This window comes from Micromonospora sp. NPDC047467, from assembly GCF_040643095.1.
Lineage (GTDB): Bacteria > Actinomycetota > Actinomycetes > Mycobacteriales > Micromonosporaceae > Micromonospora.
This window is the reverse complement of record NZ_JBEYTO010000001.1, coordinates 526028-543440: the sequence shown is the minus strand read 5'-3', so window position 1 is coordinate 543440 and position 17413 is coordinate 526028. Positions and strand designations below refer to the sequence as shown.

Annotated in this window: 11 protein-coding genes; 5 read left to right on the top strand and 6 right to left on the bottom strand. The window is 72.2% G+C overall.

The features are described 5' to 3' along the window. Positions 1-3 precede the first annotated feature (3 nt). On the bottom strand, positions 4-1578 hold the full coding sequence (locus ABZ780_RS02205) for a 4-hydroxyphenylacetate 3-hydroxylase N-terminal domain-containing protein (RefSeq protein WP_356999438.1): 1575 nt from the start codon (positions 1576-1578) through the stop codon (positions 4-6). Positions 1579-1849: 271 nt separating this feature from the next. Between ABZ780_RS02205 and ABZ780_RS02200 the strand changes: the two genes are divergently transcribed. After that, on the top strand, positions 1850-3475 hold the full coding sequence (locus tag ABZ780_RS02200; RefSeq protein ID WP_356999436.1) for an MFS transporter: 1626 nt from the start codon (positions 1850-1852) through the stop codon (positions 3473-3475). A 202-nt stretch (positions 3476-3677) separates the two neighbouring features. Here ABZ780_RS02200 and ABZ780_RS02195 read toward each other — a convergent pair whose 3' ends face one another. After that, on the bottom strand, positions 3678-5072 hold the full coding sequence (locus tag ABZ780_RS02195) for an FAD-dependent oxidoreductase (RefSeq protein ID WP_356999433.1): 1395 nt from the start codon (positions 5070-5072) through the stop codon (positions 3678-3680). 248 nt (positions 5073-5320) lie between these two features. On the opposite strand from ABZ780_RS02195, the gene ABZ780_RS02190 reads away from it, so the two are divergent. The 4 genes from ABZ780_RS02190 (at position 5321) to ABZ780_RS02175 (ending at position 9365) form a co-directional block, all read left to right on the top strand. Continuing rightward, positions 5321-6385 carry an RNA polymerase subunit sigma-70 gene (locus tag ABZ780_RS02190; protein WP_357483240.1) on the top strand — a complete coding sequence of 355 codons (1065 nt, stop codon included), beginning with the start codon at positions 5321-5323 and terminating at the stop codon, positions 6383-6385. Positions 6386-6623: 238 nt separating this feature from the next. Next, the gene (locus tag ABZ780_RS02185) at positions 6624-7805 is read left to right on the top strand and encodes an acyl-CoA dehydrogenase family protein (protein WP_356999426.1); all 1182 of its coding nucleotides are present in this window, start codon (positions 6624-6626) and stop codon (positions 7803-7805) included. Positions 7806-7837: 32 nt separating this feature from the next. Then, a complete protein-coding gene (locus ABZ780_RS02180) occupies positions 7838-8260 on the top strand; it encodes an SgcJ/EcaC family oxidoreductase (RefSeq protein ID WP_356999423.1) in 423 nt (140 codons plus the stop codon). A gap of 91 nt (positions 8261-8351) precedes the next feature. Next, positions 8352-9365, top strand: coding sequence for an NAD-dependent epimerase/dehydratase family protein (locus ABZ780_RS02175; protein ID WP_357483238.1), 1014 nt, complete (start codon positions 8352-8354; stop codon positions 9363-9365). 64 nt (positions 9366-9429) lie between these two features. Here the strand turns inward: ABZ780_RS02175 and ABZ780_RS02170 are convergent, their stop codons facing one another. Genes ABZ780_RS02170 through ABZ780_RS02155 form a run of 4 tightly spaced genes read right to left on the bottom strand, consistent with a single transcriptional unit; the run spans position 9430 to position 17284 of the window. Then, positions 9430-10812 carry a condensation domain-containing protein gene (locus tag ABZ780_RS02170; protein ID WP_357483236.1) on the bottom strand — a complete coding sequence of 461 codons (1383 nt, stop codon included), beginning with the start codon at positions 10810-10812 and terminating at the stop codon, positions 9430-9432. 14 nt (positions 10813-10826) lie between these two features. Then, complete coding sequence (locus tag ABZ780_RS02165) at positions 10827-12329, bottom strand: tryptophan 7-halogenase (RefSeq protein WP_356999416.1); 1503 nt, start codon at positions 12327-12329, stop codon at positions 10827-10829. Positions 12330-12359: 30 nt separating this feature from the next. Next, complete coding sequence (gene cmdF, locus ABZ780_RS02160; protein WP_356999414.1) at positions 12360-13967, bottom strand: tyrosine 2,3-aminomutase; 1608 nt, start codon at positions 13965-13967, stop codon at positions 12360-12362. Positions 13968-13972: 5 nt separating this feature from the next. Next, positions 13973-17284 (bottom strand): AMP-binding protein, encoded by a 3312-nt coding sequence (locus ABZ780_RS02155; RefSeq protein ID WP_357484062.1) that lies wholly within the window; start codon positions 17282-17284, stop codon positions 13973-13975. Between the last annotated feature and the right edge of the window lie 129 nt (positions 17285-17413).

The following is a 17413-nucleotide window of genomic DNA, read 5'->3' as shown; positions in this document are numbered from 1 at the left end:
CCCTCACCTGTCGCGCAGCACGTCGCGCAGCCCGCGCAGGTCCTCGAAGGAGTCGAGGTCGTCGACCAGCCACCCGTTGAGGTCGTACTCCCCCAGGCACTGGTCGACGAACGCCTTGTAGCTGTCCAGCTCGCCACCGAGGATCTGGGCGTTGAGCAGCTCGACCCGGGTGTTCTCGTGGTTGCCGGCGTAGTTGCGCTCGTACAGCTCGTGCCGGCCACCGAACTCGGAGCCGACCGCGTCCCAGAGCAGCTTCATGATCTTGACGCGCTCGACCGCCTCGACGCCGCCCGAGCCACGGACGTACTTGTCGAGATAGGGGCGCAGGTCGGGGTTGGCGAAGTCCTCGGCGCTGGAGTTGACGTAGATGAGGCCGCTGGCCACGTCCTGCAGGATGATCTCCCGTACCCGGGCGTAGCCGACCTGCATGAACCAGCGGTACGCCATCCCGTACGCCGGGTTGGGCAGGACCGCGCCGTTGTGCCACGGCACCGGGTTGCGGGCGGCCGCGTCGGAGAGCCCCCAGAACAGGTTGCGCCAGGCCAGCACCTCGCCCAGCCGGCTCTGCACGCCCCGGAAGTCGGACGTCCCCGTCGTGTCCAGGGCCTTGGCCAGCAGGCCGGCGATGAACTCGAGCTTGACGGCGAGGCGCGTGCAGCCGTGGAAGGTGAAGCGCTCGGTGAAGCCGGACTTGCCGGCGAACATCTGCACCTTGCCGAGGTCGCCGTAGATGAACACGTTCTCCCAGGGGATCAGGACCTTGTCCAGCACCAGGATCGTGTCGTTCTCGTCCAGCCGGGACGAGAGCGGATAGTCGAACGGGCTGCCCATGACCGCGGCGCTGGCCGAGTAGGACGGTCGGCAGATCAGTTTCATCCCGGGGGCGTCCATCGGCACGGTCGCGACCAGGGCGAACTCCCGCTTGCGGACCGGCAGGCCGTAGTGGGCCAGGAAGTTGTGGTGGGTCAACGCCGACGCGGTGGCGACCACCTTCGCGCCGCTGACGATCACCCCGGCGTCGGTCTCCCGTTCCACGTGGATGAAGACGTCGGCGACCTCGTCCGGCGGCCGGGACCGGTCCACCGGCGGGTGCACGATGGCGTGGTTCCAGTAGAGAACCTTCTCCTGCGTCTCCCGGTACCAGCGGCGGGCGTTGTCGGCGAACGGCTCGTAGAAGTCGGCGTTGGCGCCGAGCGTGCCGAGGAACGAGGCCTTGTAGTCCGGGCTGCGTCCCATCCAGCCGTAGCTCAGGCGGGCCCACGCGGCGATGGCCTTCTGGTCGGCCACGAGGTCCTCCGCGCTGTGCGGCGTGGTGAAGAACCGGTGCGTCCAGCCCTCGCTGCCGGTGTCGGTCGGCGCGGTCAGCACCGGACGGGACCGCGGGTCGTGCAGGGCGTCGTAGAGCCGGGCGGTCATCCGTACCGGATTGTGGAAGGCGGGGTGCCGGGTGACGTCCCGTACCCGGTCGCCGTAGAGGTAGATCTCCCGGCCGTCACGCAGCGACTCGACGTACTCGTCGCCGGTCATCGGGCGGGTCCGGCGGACCTCGGCCGTCGGTCGGTCTGCCAACTCGGTCATGGGTCGCCTTTCGCCGGGCCGGGCAGGCCATCGGGTCCGATCGGACCGGGCAGCCGTCGCGCCGGCCTGGCCCGCATTCAGCATGGTCAGCGCCGGAGGTTGGGACAAGGCGGTACGCGGCAGAGCGCAACCGGGAAGACGGCGGGCCGTGGTCACCTCCAGCCGGACGCCCGTGACACGGGCACTCCATAGAGCGATGACTTTTTCGGGGCGCTGCCGTCTCAACAGTGAGCCGCAGGACAGCGCGGCCGTAATCGAGAGGACCAAGAGCATGACAACAGTCGACGGGCAGGGGGGCGCAGCCGCCACCCCGGCCGTGGCTCCTCGGGCCACCCGGCGGGAGTGGTTCGCTCTGGCCGTGATGTGCCTGCCCACCATGTTGACGACGGTGGACCTCAACGTCATGTTCCTGGCGTTGCCACACGTCACCGCGGACCTGGGGGCGAGCAGCACCGAGCAGCTGTGGATCTCGGACATCTACGCCTTCCTGATCGCCGGTTTCCTGGTCACCATGGGCACGCTGGGCGACCGGGTCGGGCGTAAGAAGGTCCTGCTGTTCGGCGGCGCGGCGTTCCTCGCGGCGTCGCTGCTGGCCGCGTTCGCGACCTCGACGATCGTCCTGATCATCGCCCGTGCGCTGCTCGGCGTGGCCGGCGCGACGCTGATCCCGTCGATCCTCGCCCTGCTGCGGACCATGTTCAAGGACCCGAAGCAGATGGGCGCCGCGATGGGCCTCTGGGGCACGTCCCTGATGGCCGGTGTGGTGCTCGGCCCGGTGGTCGGGGGTCTGATGCTGGGCGCCTTCTGGTGGGGCTCGGTGTTCCTGCTCGCCGTCCCGATCATGGGCCTGCTGCTGCTCGCCGGCCCGGCGCTGATCCCCGAGTCGAAGGACCCGAGCGCGGGCCGTCTGGACCTGTTCAGCGTGGCGCTGTCGCTGCTGGCCATCCTGCCGTTCGTCTACGGCCTCAAGGAGCTGGCGCGCGAGGGCTGGGCGCCGGTGCCGCTGATCGCCCTGGTGGCGGGGCTGGTCTTCCTGGTCGTCTTCCTGCGTCGGCAGGCCCACCTGACCCACCCGCTGCTCGACCTGAGCCTGTTCAAGATCCGCGCGCTCTCGACGGCCCTGACGATGGCCCTGATGATCGCCTTCGTCATGGGCGGCGCCGGTCTGATGGGCAGCCTCTACATGCAGATGGTCGAGGGCCTCACCCCGGTGCGGGTCGGCACGCTGCTGCTGATCCCGTCCGTCGTGATGATCGTCGTGGGCAACCTGGCGCCGGCGATCGCCCGCAAGGTCCGACCCGCCTACGTGCTCGCCGGCGGCTCCCTGATCGCGGCGGTCGGCATGGTGGTGCTGACCCAGGTGGGCAGCACCGCCGGGTTGACCACCCTGCTGGTCGGTCTCGGGATCGTCTACGTCGGTGGCGCCTCCATCGGCCCGATGACCCCGTTCCTGGTGATGTCGTCCACGCCACCGGAGAAGGCCGGCGCCGCCGGTTCGCTCTCCTCGGCCGTCGGCGAGCTGGGCGTCGCCCTGGGTGTGGCCATCCTCGGCCTCATCGGCACCGCGACCTACCGGGGTCAGGTAAGCGTCCCGGGCGATCTGCCGGCCGAGGCGGCGGCCACCGCCAAGGAGAGCATCGCGGGTGCCAACGTGGTGGCCGAGCAGGTCGGTGGCTCGCCCGCCGGCGCGCTGCTCGACTCGGCCCGGGAGGCCTTCACCACCGGCCTGAACACCGTCGCGCTGGTCTGCGTCTTCCTCTTCGTCGCCCTGGCCCTGGTGGCGTTCTTCGGGCTGCGGCACGTGCCGTCGCTCGGTGACATGCCGATGCCCGGCATGCCCCCGAAGGAGACAGAGCCGACCTCGGACGCGGCCGTCCCGGCGCAGCCGGTGCACTGAGCCGCACACGTCGCCGTTACACCGCGGCCGCTCCGGTCACCCCTCGTGGGGGCCGGGGCGGCCGGTGTGGCTCCCGGGCACACGCCCGCCGCCCGTTCGGCAGCGCGCCTGTCCCGCCACGGACTGTCCGACCACCGCCGTCGGCGGGACACGCGGGCGCCCCGGGCCGACGCGCGACCCGGGGCGGTGTCCGGCGATGCGGTCAGCCGGCTGGCGGTACCGCCGTACCGGCCGTGGGCGTGGCGGGCGACGGGTTGCCGGGCGGAGCGGCCGGTCGCAGTGGCGCGTGCCGCAGCACCCGCAGCACCATCGAGGGCCGCATCAGCGCCTGGGGCGGGTCCATCAGCCCGGCCACCCGCATGAAGCCCTCGGTCACCCGGGCGTCCCTGGTGGCCGCGTACTGCAGCCGCGCCATGTAGGAGTTGACGACCCGCACCTGCAGGGTGCGCCGCCCCTGGACGCCCGGGAAGTCCAGGTCACCACCGGCGGAGATGTCCCACGGGGTGTCGATCACCCGGGACATGTCGGCCATGAATTCTCCCGTCCGTGGCGGTCGGCCCCGCCGCAGGTGCTCCCGCAACGTCAGCGCCTCGATGGACGCGACGCTCATCCCCTGCCCGTAGACCGGGTTGAAGCTGCACACCGCGTCACCCATGACGAGGAGCCGGTCGGGCATCCGGGTCAGCCGCTCGTAGCGACGCCGGACACTCGCCGGGAAGGTGAACGACACCGGGTCGTCGAGCGCCTCGGCGTCCCGTACCCCGTCATAGACGTCCGGCACCGGTAGCGAGCGGGCGAAGGCGAGGAACCCCTCGTGGTCGGTCGGCGGATGGTCGCCCAGCACCCCGGTCAGCGAGAGGATGCAGACGTCGCGGCCGACCTGCCCGAAGAAAGCGCCACGAGGGTGCGCGGGCGAGGCGACCGGGTTGATCGACTGCACGCCCTCGAACATCTCCGGACGCAGCCGGTAGTGCCGCGTCGTGTAGGCCAGCCCGACCTTGACCCGGTCCTCGTCCGGCCGCCGGTAACCGAGCTCCGCCAGCCACGCCGGGGTACGCGAGCCGCGCCCGGTGGCGTCGACCACCAGGTCCGCCTCCCACTCCTGGGGCGAGGCGTCCACGGCGCGGGAGCGGACCCGGACACCGACGACGCGCTCCCGATCGTCGGTGGTGACCAGGCCGAGGACATCGTGCTGTTCCAGGAACCGGACGTTGGGCAGGGCCGCCACCCGGCTGCGGACGTGGTGTTCCAGCACCGGTCGGGGCGCGGTCACCGAGACCAGGCCGGTGTGGGCGGGGCGGATCTTGCGGGCGTTGAAGAACCAGCGCATCTCGCCGAGGTCCCCGGTCGGCACACCTTCCGCGGTCAACTCGTCGGTGATGCCGGGGAAGAGTTCCTCCATGTTCAGGTGACCGCGCGCGTGCAGGCCGTGCGCGTGCACCGTGTGCGGTGCGCCGCGCCGGGGCCCACGTACGCCCAACAGCGTGTCCCGGTCGACGACCAGGACCTCGCCGTAGGACTCGGCCAACACCCGGGCGGCGAGGACGCCGGCCATACTGCCGCCCAGCACGACGGCGCGTCTACCGATCTCACTCACTGCGGCAACCTCCTGACGACGACCGTTTCCAAGGTCGGCGACGACGTGGCCCGTGCGGCCCCAGCGGTCGCCGCGCCGGCCACTGCGGTCAGCGTCACCGTCACCCGGTGCCGGTCGCATCCTTTGCCGTGCGCTACGGCTGACGCCCGGTGCCGGCGTGCCCGAAGAGGGCTGCCGTGTACCGCCGCCGTGCTACGGTTCTGGCCGACCGTCATCGAACAGTTGCTGTCGGGAGCGGGGCACGATCTGTGAGCCGTGTCAGGGTCAACTCCACCCAGTTCGAGGCGCGCCCGTCGATGCCCGTCGACGAGGCGACCTTCGCTCGTCTGGTCGAGGGTCACCGCCGTGAGTTGCAGGTCCACTGCTACCGGATGCTCGGGTCCTTCGAGGACGCCGAGGACCAGGTCCAGGAGACCTTCCTGCGCGCCTGGCGCAAACGGGACACGTTCGAGGCCCGGTCCACCTTCCGCGCCTGGCTCTACCGCATCGCGACGAACGCCTGCCTGGACTTCCTCAGCCGCCACCCCCGACAGCCCCGCGCCGGCCGCGGCCCACTGCTGACCGAGGGCGCCGCCCGTCCCACCACACCGGACGAGGTGTACTGGCTACAGCCCTATCCGGACCGGCTGCTGGAGCCGGCCGCGCCGGCCGACGCGGAGCCCGACGCCGCGGTGGTCGCCAAGGAGACCATCGAGCTGGCGTTCCTGGTCGCGATCCAGCACCTGCCGGCCCGGCAGCGGGCCGTGCTCATCCTGCGTGACGTCCTCGGCTGGCCCGCCGCCGAGACGGCCGAGCTGCTGGAGGTCAGCGTCGCCTCGGCCAACAGCGCCCTGCAACGGGCCCGGGGCAACCTCAAGGACCACCTGCCGCCGCACCGCATCGAGTGGGCGGCGGCGGAGGACGCGACAAGCGAGGAGCGTGCGCTGCTCCAGCGCTATATGGGGGTGTTGGAGCGCGCCGACACCGGCGCGATGGCCGAGCTGCTGCGGGAGGACATCCGGATCACCATGCCGATGTCGGTGCCGTGCGTGCCCGGCATGCCCGACCCGGCCTGGTGGGGTCGGTCGTCGTTCCTGTCCAGCCTTCGCGACGTCCTCGACCCGGGCTCGCCCGCCTACCTCGGCCAGTGGCGCAGCGTGCCGACCTGGGCCAACCGGCAGCCGGCGGCGGCCCACTACGTACGCCGTCCGGGCGACACCGCCTTCCGGCCGCAGGTGCTGGAGGTGCTCCGGATCGCCGACGGCAAGATCGTCGAGATCACCGCCTTCGAGCCGGACCTGTTCCCGGCGTTCGGCCTCCCGGCAGCTCTCTGACCCGGCCGTCCCCGCGTGGGGCGACGACCACCCGTGCCTCGATCCGGGTGACCTCCCCGCCGCACCGCCGCCCGCTACGCATTCGGGGAGATGCGGGGCATGTCCAGCCTCTGTGATCCTCGGGTTGACCGGCCGCGCAGACCGCCGCCCGTCCTCGGTGGAGCAGCCCCGCGCCGTACCCCCGCGAGGCCAACCGGGACCGTCCGCACCACCCAGCAACCATTCCAAGGAGGGTGCTTTGCTCACCACCGATGTCCCGACGTCCGAGGACCTCGTCCGACGCGCCTCCGACCTCGTACCCCTGTTGCGCGGGCACGCGGCCTGGTCCGAGGAGAACCGCCGCGTCCACGACGAGACGATCGCCGCGCTGGCCGACGCCGGCGTCTTCAAGCTGCGCCGGCCCGTCCGGTACGGCGGCTACGAGGTGGACACCCGGACGCTGGTCGAGGTCGCCTCGGAACTGGGCCGGGGTGACGGCTCCGCGGCCTGGGTCGCCTCGGTCTACTGGATCCCCACCTGGATGGTGGGCCTCTTCCCGGACCACGTGCAGGACGAGGTCTTCTCGACCCCCGACGTGCGGGTCTGCGGCACGCTGAGCCCCAGCGCCACGGCCACCACGGTCGACGGCGGCATCGTGGTCAACGGCAAGTGGGGTTTCATCAGCGGCGCGCCGCACGCCCACTGGCAGGAGATCGTCGCGGTGCAGTTCAGCCCGCAGGGCGAGCCGATGCCGATCGTGGCGCTCGTTCCGATGTCGGACCTGCAGGTCATCGACGACTGGCACACCAGTGGCCTGCGCGGCACCGGCAGCGTCAGCACCGTCGCCCAGGACCTGTTCGTCCCCGCCGACCGGGTGCTGCCGTTGGGCGCCATCGTGCAGGGGCAGGGCGTGTCGGCGGCCAACGCGGGCTCGCCCATCTACCGCTCTCCCCTGCTGCCGGTCGCGGCGGCGTCCTCGGTCGGCAGCGTCGTCGGCCTGACCCGGGCGGCCCGCGAGGTGTTCTTCGAGCGGCTGCCCGAGCGCAAGATCACCTACACCGACTACGACAGCCAGAAGGACGCGCCGATCACCCACCACCAGGTGGCCGACGCGGTGCTGAAGGGCGACGAAGCGGAGTTCCACGCGCAGCGGCTGGCGACCCTGGTCGACGACCGGGCCACCGGCGGCACACAGTGGACCCTTGAGGAGCGGGCTCGCGCCCGGGCCGAGCTGGGCGCGGTGTGCCGGCGCGGCAAGGAGGCCGTGGACGTCTTCGCCCTCGCCAGCGGCGGCTCATCGGTCTACAACGACGTGCCGATCCAGCGAATCGCCCGGGACGTGCAGGCGATCAACCTGCACGCGCTGATGAACCCCACCACCAACGCGGAGCTGTACGGCCGGATCCTCTGCGGCCTCGCCCCGAACACCCTCTACCTCTGACGTCCCCCGCTACGACGGAAGGATCCCATCCCGTGACCACGAACAGCCTCGCACCGGACGTGTCCGCAGACGACCAGGCCGCCATCGCCGCGGTGCCCGGACGCATCGTGCAGGCGTGGGCGGCGCACGACGCCGACGCCTTCGCCGACGTGTTCACCGCCGACGGCACGATGATCCTGCCCGGCCTGTTCCAGAGGGGCCGCGACGACATCCGTGACTTCATGGCCAAGGGCTTCGCCGGGCCGTACAAGGGCACCCAGGTGACCGGTCAACCCTTCGACATCCGCGTCCTCAGCACCGACGTGGCGCTCCTGCTCACCGACGGCGGCGTCCTCGGCCCGGGCGAGACGGAGGTTCCTACCGAGCGCGCCATCCGCGCCTCGTGGCTGCTGGTCCGCACCGACGACGGGTGGCGACTGGCCGCGTACCAGAACAGCCCGCGCGACGCCGGCTGACCCGGCCCGTCGACGGCGCCGGTCGGAGTCCCCCTCCGACCGGCGCCGTCGCCGTGTCCCCCCATCCACCAGCGCAGCGAGGAGAGCGAACGTGCGGATTCTGGTCACCGGAGGCACCGGCTACATCGGGTCGCACACGGTCGCGGCCCTGTACCGCGCCGGGCACACGGTGCGGCTGCTGGTCCGTGACCCCGGCGCGGTGGACGGCGCGCTGGGGCCGCTCGGGTTGTCCGGGCGGGACGTGGAGACCGTCGTCGGGGACGTGACCGACGCGACGTCGGTGCGCCGGGCGGTCGGCGGCTGCGCCGCGGTGCTGCACGCCGCCTCGGTCTACTCCTTCGACACCCGCCGGCACGCCCGGATGCGGGCGGTGAACGTCGGCGGCACGGAGGTGGTGCTCGACGCGGCCATCGAGGCCGGCGCCGACCCGGTCGTGCACGTGTCGTCGTTCGTCGCCCTGGCGCCGACCGGCGGGCGTCCGCTCAGCACCCACCTGCCGGTGGGCCGGCCACGAGAGCGGTACATGGCCACCAAGGCCGCCGCCGAGGAGGTCGCCCGCCGGCACCAGGACGCCGGAGCGCCGGTCGTCATCACGTACCCGATGGCCACCCTCGGGCCCCACGACCCGCACGTGGGCGATCAGCTCGCCCGGCTGCGGGCGTTGCTGCGCGGGCAGCTACCCATCTGGCCGGGCGGTGGGTTCCCGGTCGGCGACGTCCGCGACGTCGCCGACCTGCACGTCGCGGCGCTGCGCCCCGGGCAGGGGCCGCGCCGCCTGCTGGCGGCCGGCCGGTACCTGTCCACCAGGGAGTTCGTCGCGACGGTACGCGAGGTCACCGGGCGCCGGCTGCCGGTGGCCTACCTGCCCTCGGCCGCGGTGCTGCCGGTGGGCGCCGCCACGTCGTCGCTGCAACGCCTCTGGCCCTGGCACATCCCGGTGGAGTACGGCGCGGTCTACACCTGCCACTGCGACGTCCGGACCGACCCCGACACGCCGGCACCGACCCGCGCGGTCGCGGAGACGATCCGGGACGCCACGCGGTGGCTGCACCGCAGCGGTCTGATCACCCGACGGCAGGCCGGGCTGGCGGCACAGCCGGCCTGACCGGTCACACCAGACGACGCCGGCGGTGACCCTCTCGGGTCACCGCCGGCGTCGTGGTGCCGGGTCAGGCGCCGCCCCGCCCGCCCAGCACGTCGACGAGAGTCTGCCGGAAGGTGGTGACCATCGACCGGACGGTGCTCTCGACGAACAGGTTGGTGGTGAAGCCCACGCTGCCGACCAGGCCGCCCTCGGGGGACGCCTCCAGCCCGAACAGCACCCCGTCGGGGATCTGCGAACCGACCGAGGCCGACACCATCCGCCGGCGCATCGCGGCGAAGTGCAGGTCGCCGTGCTGCTGGCCGAACATCATGTCCGGCGACTGGGTCACCTGGAGCACGCACGCCGCGGCGTTCGGACCGATGGCGTCGTTCATGACGTCCGGCGCCTCCTCCAGGATCTGGATGAACGGCAGCTCGTGCGCGTACGCCGCGAGACAGGCCGCCCGGGCGCGGGCGATCACGTCCCGGAAGTCACCGACGCCGGTCAGGTCGACCCGGATGGGTAGGAAGTTGTAGAACGAACCGACCGTGTTCTGCACCCAGGCCGGGTGACGTCCGGGGGTGAAGGTCGGCACCACCAGGTCCGTCCTGCCGGTCTGCTCCCGCAGCTGGGTCAGGTACGCGGCCAGCAGCACCATGAACGGGGTGCTGCGGGTGGCCGCCGCCAGGTCCGCCGTGGCCCGCCGGAACTCCTCGTCGAGCAGGAAGCGGTACCAGGAGGTGACGAAGGGCTCCTCGGACCGGGTGCGGTCCGTCGGGACGGCGACCACCTGCGCGCCCCGCAGGTTCTCCCGCCAGAACTCCCGCGCCCGGCGCACCTTCTCGCCGGCCTGGCTCTCCTGCTGCCACCGCACGTACTCCCGGTACTGCCGCATCGCCGGCAGCTCCGGCGGGCGGCCCTCCCGCCGCGCCGCGTAGAACTCGGCCACGTCGCGCAGCACCAGGTGCACCGACCAACCGTCCACGGCGGTGTGGTGGGCAGCGAGGACCAGCACACCGTCGTGGGCGTCGAAGCGCCCGAGCACGGCGCGCAGCAGCGGCATCTCGTCGATGCCGAACACGTCGGCCTCGATCTCGTTGGCCAGGTCCTCGGCGACCAGGTCGCGGTCGCGTTGCGGCCCGGCGCGCAGGTCGCGTACCTCCAGCGGGACCGCAGCCGGCGGGCGCACCAGCTGGTACGCCTCCGACCCGTCGCGCACGATCGACGTGCGCAGCGTCTCGTGCCGCACCACCACGTCGTCGAGGGCCCGACGCAGCGTGTCGACATCCAGCTCGCCGGTGACCCGCCAGCCGCCGACGATGGTGTAGCGCGGCCCGAACGGCCCGGTGTGGTCGCCGTGGTCGATGTGGTGCAGGAACTCCTGTTGCAGGGAGAGCGGGACACGGGTCGGGGTCTGGGCCGTCGGGTCACCAGCCGGCGTCGGCGGTGGCAGCAGGGTGTCGGTCATCGGGCTCCCTTCCATCAGCCGGCCGGCTGCTGCGGCGACGACCAGTGCAGGCCGTCGGTGGAGGGCACCAGCCCTCCGGCTCGTACCGGAACGTTCTCGTCGGTGCTCTCGCCGAGCTCGGCCTGGATCTGGATCCGGGTGCCCTCCTTGGACACCGACCGGGCCAGGGCGGAATTCAGCAGGTCGCGGTCCTCCCCGGCCTCCTGCACCGGCTGCGCCACCAGGTCGGCGAGCTCGTGGTACGCCTCGTCGCGGCCCCGGGCGTACGCGCCGGAGGAGACGAGGGCGGCCTCGTTGGAGGAGCCGCCGCCGACGAGTTCCACGAAGGACTCCATCTCGGAGACCGTGTTGTTGGTGACCTTCTTCGCCTTCCAGAAGTAGGAGGTCTCGTCCTGGTGCATGTCGTAGAAGGCGACCAGGAAGTCGTGGAACCGGGCGTACTCGCGCCGGTACCGCACCTCGAACTCCTCGAAGCAGGTCGTCTCGTCGAGCCCTCCCCGCAACGCCGTGTTGATCGACCGGGCGGCGAGCAGAGCGCTGTAGGTGGCCAGGTGCACACCCGAGGAGAAGACCGGGTCGATGAAGCACGCCGCGTCGCCGACCAGGACCAGGCCGGGCCGCCAGAACTTCTCCTGGATGTACGAGTAGTCCTTGCGGATCCGGACCTCGCCGTACGGGCCCTCGGTGACCCGGCGGGCGTCGGAGAGGTAGTCGGCGATCATCGGGCACTGCTGGATCAGGTCGAGCAGAGCCTGCTCCCGGTCGCCCCGCGCACGGTCCAACGCCTCGGGCATGAGCACCACGCCGACGCTGGTCAGTTCCTCGGTGAGGGGGATGTACCAGAACCAGCCGGCGTCGAACGCGACGGCGAGGATGTTGCCCCGGTTCGGGGCGGGCATCCGCTTGCCCCCCTCGAAATAGCCGAACAGGGCCAGGTTGCGGAAGAACTCGGAGTATCGCCGCTGGCCGCCCACCCGGGTGTGGATCCGGCTCTTGTTGCCGGAGGCGTCGACGACGTACCGGCTGCGCACCTCACGTCGTACCCCGTCCGGGCCGGCGTAGAGCACCCCGTTGACCCGGTCGGTGTCCGCGTCGGTGAGCACGTCGACCACCGACGTCTCCTCCTGGACCTCGACACCCTTGCGTCGGGCGTTGTCCAGCAGGATCTGGTCGAAGCGCATCCGTTCCACCTGGTAGGCGGTGGCGGAGTCACCGGCGAACTTGGCGGAGAGGCCGAAGGAGAAGGTCCACGGCTCGGGGTTGGCGCCCCACCGGAACGTGCCGCCCCGCTTGGGCATGAAGTTGGCCTGACGCAGGTCCTCCTCGACGCCGAGGATGCGGCAGATGCCGTGCACGGTCGACGGCAGCAGCGACTCCCCGATCTGGTAGCGCGGGAACCGCTCCTTCTCCAGCAGCAGCACCCGGTGGCCCTGCATGGCCACCAGGGTGGAGATAGTGGAGCCGCAGGGTCCACCGCCGACCACCACCACGTCGTAGTCGTACTCGTTGTCCGTCATCGGATCTCCCTACTCGGCGTACGTCCGCGCTCAGCGCAGTTCGACATCGCTCTGCCCGATGGCGGCGACCAACTCGCCCCGGCTCAGCGCGGCGCCGACCTGCTCGATCTCGTCGGCCATGAAGCGGTCCCGGTCGAGGGTCGGCGCGATGCCCCGGACGAACTCGTACGCCGCGGCGGAGGCGGGGCTGAGGCCGGCGCGTCGCTTCGAGATGTCCACCGCCTGGGCGGCGGCGAGCAGCTCCACCGCCAGGATGTACTGGTTGTTGGCGAGCACCCGACGGGCGTTGCGGGCGGCGATCAGGCCCATGCTCACCACGTCCTGGTTGTCGCCGTTGGACGGCACACTCTGGGTGCTCGCCGCGCCGATCGTGCGGTTCTCGGCGACCAGGGCCGTGGCCGGGTACTGCGCACCGGCGAAGCCACTGTTCAGGCCCGGGTCGCCGGTGACCAGGAACTCGGGCAGACCGTAGCTGAGGTGCCGGTTGAGCAGCCGGTTGGTGCGGCGCTCGGACAGGACGCCGAGCTGGGTGAGGGCGATCGTCACGAAGTCCATCGCGAAGGCGATCGGCTGACCGTGGAAGTTGGCCCCGTGGAAGACCTCGTGCCCCTCGAAGAAGAGCGGGTTGTCGTTCGCCGAGTTCAACTCGATGTTCAGCTTGTTGGTGGCGTGGTACAGGGTGTCCCGTACCGCGCCGAGGACCTGCGGGATGGCCCGCAGCGAGTACGCCTTCTGCATGTACACGTCGGTGCGCTGGACGTCGACGCCGTCCTGCTTGCCCTCCTGGAGCTGGCTGCGCAGCTGGCGGTGCTCGACGGTGAGCGCGCTGCCGCGCATCAGCGTCCGCATGTTCGCCGCGCTGTCGATCTGGCCCTGGTGCGGCCGGGCCACGTCGTGCCCCTCGGCCAGGAACGGGCTGGTGGATCCCTGCAGCGTCTCGATCACCAGGGCGGTGACGATCTCGGCCTGCCGGACCTGGTCCATCGACCTGCCCACGACCAGCGCGCCGAGGCCCGTCATGGCGGAGGTGCCGTTGATCAGTGCCAGGCCCTCCTTGAAGCGCAGTTGCATCGGCTCGATGCCGTGCTCGCGCAGCACCTCGCCGGTGGGCACCCGCCGGCCGTCGCGCAGCAGGTAGCCCTCACCGATCACGGTGCAGGCGATGTGCGCCAACGGCGCCAGGTCACCACTGGCGCCGAGGGAGCCGATCTCCGGGATGGCCGGGGTCAGGCCGAGGTTGAGGTAGAGCGCCAGCCGCTCCAACAGCTCCGGGCGGACCGCGGAGTGCCCCTTGGACAACGCGTTGAGCCGGGCGGTCACCACGGCCCGCGCCTCGTCCTGGGCGAACAACGGACCCACCCCGGCGGCGTGGCTGCGAACCAGGTTGGTCTGCAGCTCCACCTCCTTGGCCGTGTCGACCAGCATGTAGATCATCTCGCCGTAGCCGGTGGTGACCCCGTACACCGGTACGTCCTGGCGCACGATGTCCTCGAACAGCATCCGGCTCTTGCCCGCTCGGGCCAGCGACGACGCCGCCACCTCGATGGGTGCGCCCTCCTCTGCGACCCGTCGCACCCCGGGGATGTCGAGGTCCTCGCCCGTGATTGCCACCGCCTGCGTGGTTCTGGCCAACGTCAATGCACTCACTCCATCGCGTCCGTGACAGCACTCAGGTCTGCCGATTCCGCTGGTATCGAACGGTCGTGGGCCACGCGCGCCGCCTCGATCAGGGCGGCCATGCCGGCCAACGTGTTGTGGGTGAAGCAGTCCCGCAGCGCCACCGTGACGCCGAGGCGTCGCCGGATCCGCGCCACGAGCGGTGGGACGAGCAGGGAGTCCCCACCGGCGGCGAAGAACGTCGACTCGGCGTCGAACCGCCCTCCACCGAGCAGGTCCGACCAGATCTCGGCCAGCGCCTGCTCCACCGGGCCGGTCGGTGCCCGACGGTCCGTCGACGGCCTCGGTGCGGACAACCGGCGGCGATCCACCTTGCCCGCCACCGTGCGGGGCAACCGGCCGGGCACCGACTCGAACGAGACGAGCACCATCGCGGTGCCGAACCGCCGGCGCAGGTGCGCCCGCCACTCGCCGACCCCGCCGAGCGGGCCGCCGTCGGGCCCGCGACGCGGTACGACGTACGCCGCGAGCCGGACCACCAACCCGTCCCGGTCGGTCACCGGAACCACCGCGCACTCCGTCACCCCGTCGTGCGCGGCCAGCGCCGCCTCGACCTCGGCCAGCTCCACCCGTGAGCCGAGGAGTTTGACCTGCTGGTCGCCGCGCCCCCGGAACTCCAGCAGGCCGTCCCACCGCCGCCGCGCGAGGTCACCGGTGCGGTACCACCGCGGGCCGGTGTCGTCGTCGAGGTGGCCGGAGGGTGGTCGGAAGGCTGGCCCAGGCCCGTCGGCGCCGACATAGCCGTCGCAGACGTACCGGCTGCGCACCACGATCTCACCGGTGACGCCGGTCGGGCAGGGCCGGTCCGCCTCGTCGAGGACCAGCACCTGCCGCCCCGGAATGGGTCGGCCGATCGGCACGGTCGCCGGCACCGGGCCGGTGATGTCGTGCCAGGTGGCCGCGATCGTCTCGGTCGGGCCGTACATGTTCGTCAGCCGGGTGGCCGGCAGGGCACGGCGGAACCCGTCGACGAGTTCGCCCGACAACGCCTCGCCCATGAGCACCAGCCGGGCCAGGCCGGTGGGCCGGTCGGCCGGCTCCCGGGCCGCGACGACGGCCAGCAGCTCCCGGGCGAAGCTCGGCACGGTCTGCAGGAAGGTGATCCGCTCCCGCACCAGCCAGTCGACGAACTTCTCGGGGTGCACGCGGATCCGCTCCGGCACCGGGTGCAACGTGCCGCCGCCGACGAGCGTGGCGAACACCTCGCAGATGCTCGGGTCATGCTCCGGTGTGACCCACTGGGCCACCCGGGCGCCCTGGCCCAGCTCCAACGCGTCGGCCATCCACCCGACGAACTGGGCCAGCGCCCGGTGGGTCTGGGCGATGCCCTTGGGCCGGCCGGTCGAGCCGGAGGTATAGGCGACGTAGGCGGTCCGCGAGCCCGGGTCGTCGGCGCCCACGGCGCTCGGCTGGTCGGGGTCGACGGCGGCCACGGCGCTCGGCTGGTCGAGGTCGACGGCCCGCGCGACGCTCGGCTGGTCCGGGAGGGCTGTCACGTCGATCAGCCGGCCGTTGAGTTCGTCCCGGAACCAGCGGGCCAGGTCGTCGCCCGGATCCTCACCCATCCGCAGGAGGCAGGCCGGCAGAATCTCGGCCAGCACCGCCCGACCCCGCTCCCCCGCGTCGCCGGCACCGAACCACACCACGTGGCCGCCGGCGCGCAGGACGCCCAGCGACGCGGCGAGCTGCCACGGACCGGGCGCCATCCGGACGACAACCGGCGCGCCGACGACGGGCAGCGCGCTCAGGTGGGCGGCCAGGGACGCCGCGCGGCGCTCCAACTCGTCGTACGTCCAGCGCTCGTCCACACCGGCCACCGCGATCGCCTGCGGGATCCGTGCGACGTGCGCGGCGATGCTCTCGTACACGGGTGGGGGGTCGACGGTCGTGGCCTGCGGCGCCGGGTCGACTGCCGTCGGCTCGTCCAGCGGCAGCCGGTCCAGCGGCGTGTCCGGGGCGTCGAGCGCGGCCGACAGCAGCGTTCGGACCTGGCCGAGCACCCCGGCCGCCGAGGCCGCCTCGAACCGGTCCCCCCGGTATCCGAGCGTGCCGGTGACCGACGGCCAGGTCCGGCGAACGGTGAGCACCAGGTCCGCGACGGTGGGACCGCCGTCCGCCACCTTCGCCGCTCGGGTCCGGGCACCGGCCAGCCGCAGCTCGGCCTCCGACGTGTTGACGGCCAGCACCACATCGCAGAACGGCACCCGGCCCGGGTCGCGGTGGACGGGCAGCGCCCCGACCAGCCGCGCGAACGGCAGCTCGCCGTGGGCGGTGGCGGCCCGGAGCACGGCTGCGGCGCGCCCCACCGTCTCGGTGAAGGTGGGTGCGCCCCCGAGGTCGCCCACGAGCACCAACAGGTTGTCACAGGGGCCGACGAGCCCGGTGAACTCCTCCGGGAGCACCGGCACGGGCAGCGCCACGCTGACCCGGTCGTCGTCGCCGTACCGGTGCAGGACGGCCTGGAGCGCGGCCAGCAGCACCACCGTCGGGCTGGTCTCCCCGGCCCGACAGAACGTGGCGAGCCGGCCGGACAGCTCGGTGCCCCAGTCGAACGGGACGAGGCCGGCGGGGAGCGACGGCCGGGTGCCGGGGTCGACGGGCAGCGTCACCGGTGGGGGCACCGGGGTGAGGGTGTCGGTCCACCAGTCCAGCATCCGCCGGCCGACCGGCCCGGCGACCAGCTCGCGCTGCCAGCGGGCGTAGTCGGCGTAGCGGGGAGCCGGGGGCAGCGGCACCGGACGCGCCGGCGCCGGACGCGCACCGGCGGCGTAGCAGGTGGACAGCTCGTCGACGAGCACGGAGACCGACCGGTCGTCGGCCACGGCGCGGTGCAGCGCCAACACCAGCCGGTACGCGGTGCGGCCGGTCCGCACCAGCGTCAGTCGCGCCAGCGGGCCGTCGGTGGCGTGCTCCGGGGCGGCGGCGGCCGCGGCGCAGACCCGGTCGGCGCGGCGGTCGATCTCGGCGCCGGCCAGGTGGGTCAGGTCGACGTGGACGAAGGCGCCCTCGGGATCGGCGGTGACGACCGGCATCGGCCGGTCGTCCACCTCGGCCAGCCGGGTCCGCAGCACCTCGTGCCGGCCCAGCACCGTGCGCCACGCCACCCGCAGCGCCTCCGCGTCGACCGTCCCGTCGACCCGCCAGGTCCGGACGATCCGGTGCACGCCCCGGTACGGGGCGAGGTGGTCCAGCAGCCACATGCCGTCCTGTGCCCAGGACGTGCGGACGGGGTCGGCACCCGTCTCGGGCGTACCGGCCAGCGTCGTGTCCCTGCTCATCGCCACGGTCGAATCGTGGCACGTGACAATGAAGCCGGTCTTCTCAACAAATGCGATCCCGGAAATAGAGCACGCCGGGTCGGTGACGGGAATTCCACCGTCGACGAACACACCAGTCGCCGCCGGACG

What these genes read in the sequence shown, in the direction of transcription:
- ABZ780_RS02170 (WP_357483236.1), bottom strand. Translation starts at nt 10,812, where the DNA reads ATGACCGACACCCTGCTGCCACCGCCGACGCCGGCTGGTGACCCGACG.
- ABZ780_RS02155 (WP_357484062.1), bottom strand. Translation starts at nt 17,284, where the DNA reads ATGAGCAGGGACACGACGCTGGCCGGTACGCCCGAGACGGGTGCCGAC.
- ABZ780_RS02205 (WP_356999438.1), bottom strand. Translation starts at nt 1,578, where the DNA reads ATGACCGAGTTGGCAGACCGACCGACGGCCGAGGTCCGCCGGACCCGC.
- ABZ780_RS02165 (WP_356999416.1), bottom strand. Translation starts at nt 12,329, where the DNA reads ATGACGGACAACGAGTACGACTACGACGTGGTGGTGGTCGGCGGTGGA.
- ABZ780_RS02200 (WP_356999436.1), top strand. Translation starts at nt 1,850, where the DNA reads ATGACAACAGTCGACGGGCAGGGGGGCGCAGCCGCCACCCCGGCCGTG.